Below are 453 nucleotides of genomic sequence, written 5' to 3' on the forward strand. Positions count from 1 at the left end.
TCAGCGATGCCCGACACTTTGTATCCGCCGCCCGTAGCGCCGCGCGCAACAAACCCATTCTGGTCATTAAGAGCGGTCGCAGCCCGGCAGCGCAGCGGTTATTGCATACCAGCGCCGGAATGGATCCCGCCTGGGATGCCGCCATCCAGCGAGCCGGTTTGCTGCGTGTGAAAGATACCCATGAGCTCTTTTCCGCAGTGGAAACGCTCAGCCACATGCGCCCTCTGCGCGGTGACAGGCTGATGATCATCAGTAATGGTGCCGCGCCTGCAGCGCTGGCGCTTGATCAACTCTGGTCCCGCAATGGCAAGCTGGCCATGCTGAGTGAGGAGACTAGCCAGAAACTGCGCGATGCTCTGCCTGCCCATGTCGAGATCGCCAACCCGCTGGATCTGCGTGACGATGCCAGCATTGAGCATTACACCCGGACGCTGGATATTCTGCTCGCCAGCC

At 60.9% G+C, this 453-nt stretch carries 1 pseudogene; it reads left to right on the forward strand.

From position 1 onward, the window contains the following. Nucleotides 1-453 (forward strand): annotated as a pseudogene (locus tag ACQRBT_RS28285) (GNAT family N-acetyltransferase); the annotation flags it as partial.

This window comes from Pseudomonas sp. R19M (genome assembly GCF_050312585.1).
In the GTDB taxonomy this organism is placed as follows: domain Bacteria; phylum Pseudomonadota; class Gammaproteobacteria; order Pseudomonadales; family Pseudomonadaceae; genus Aquipseudomonas; species Aquipseudomonas palleroniana.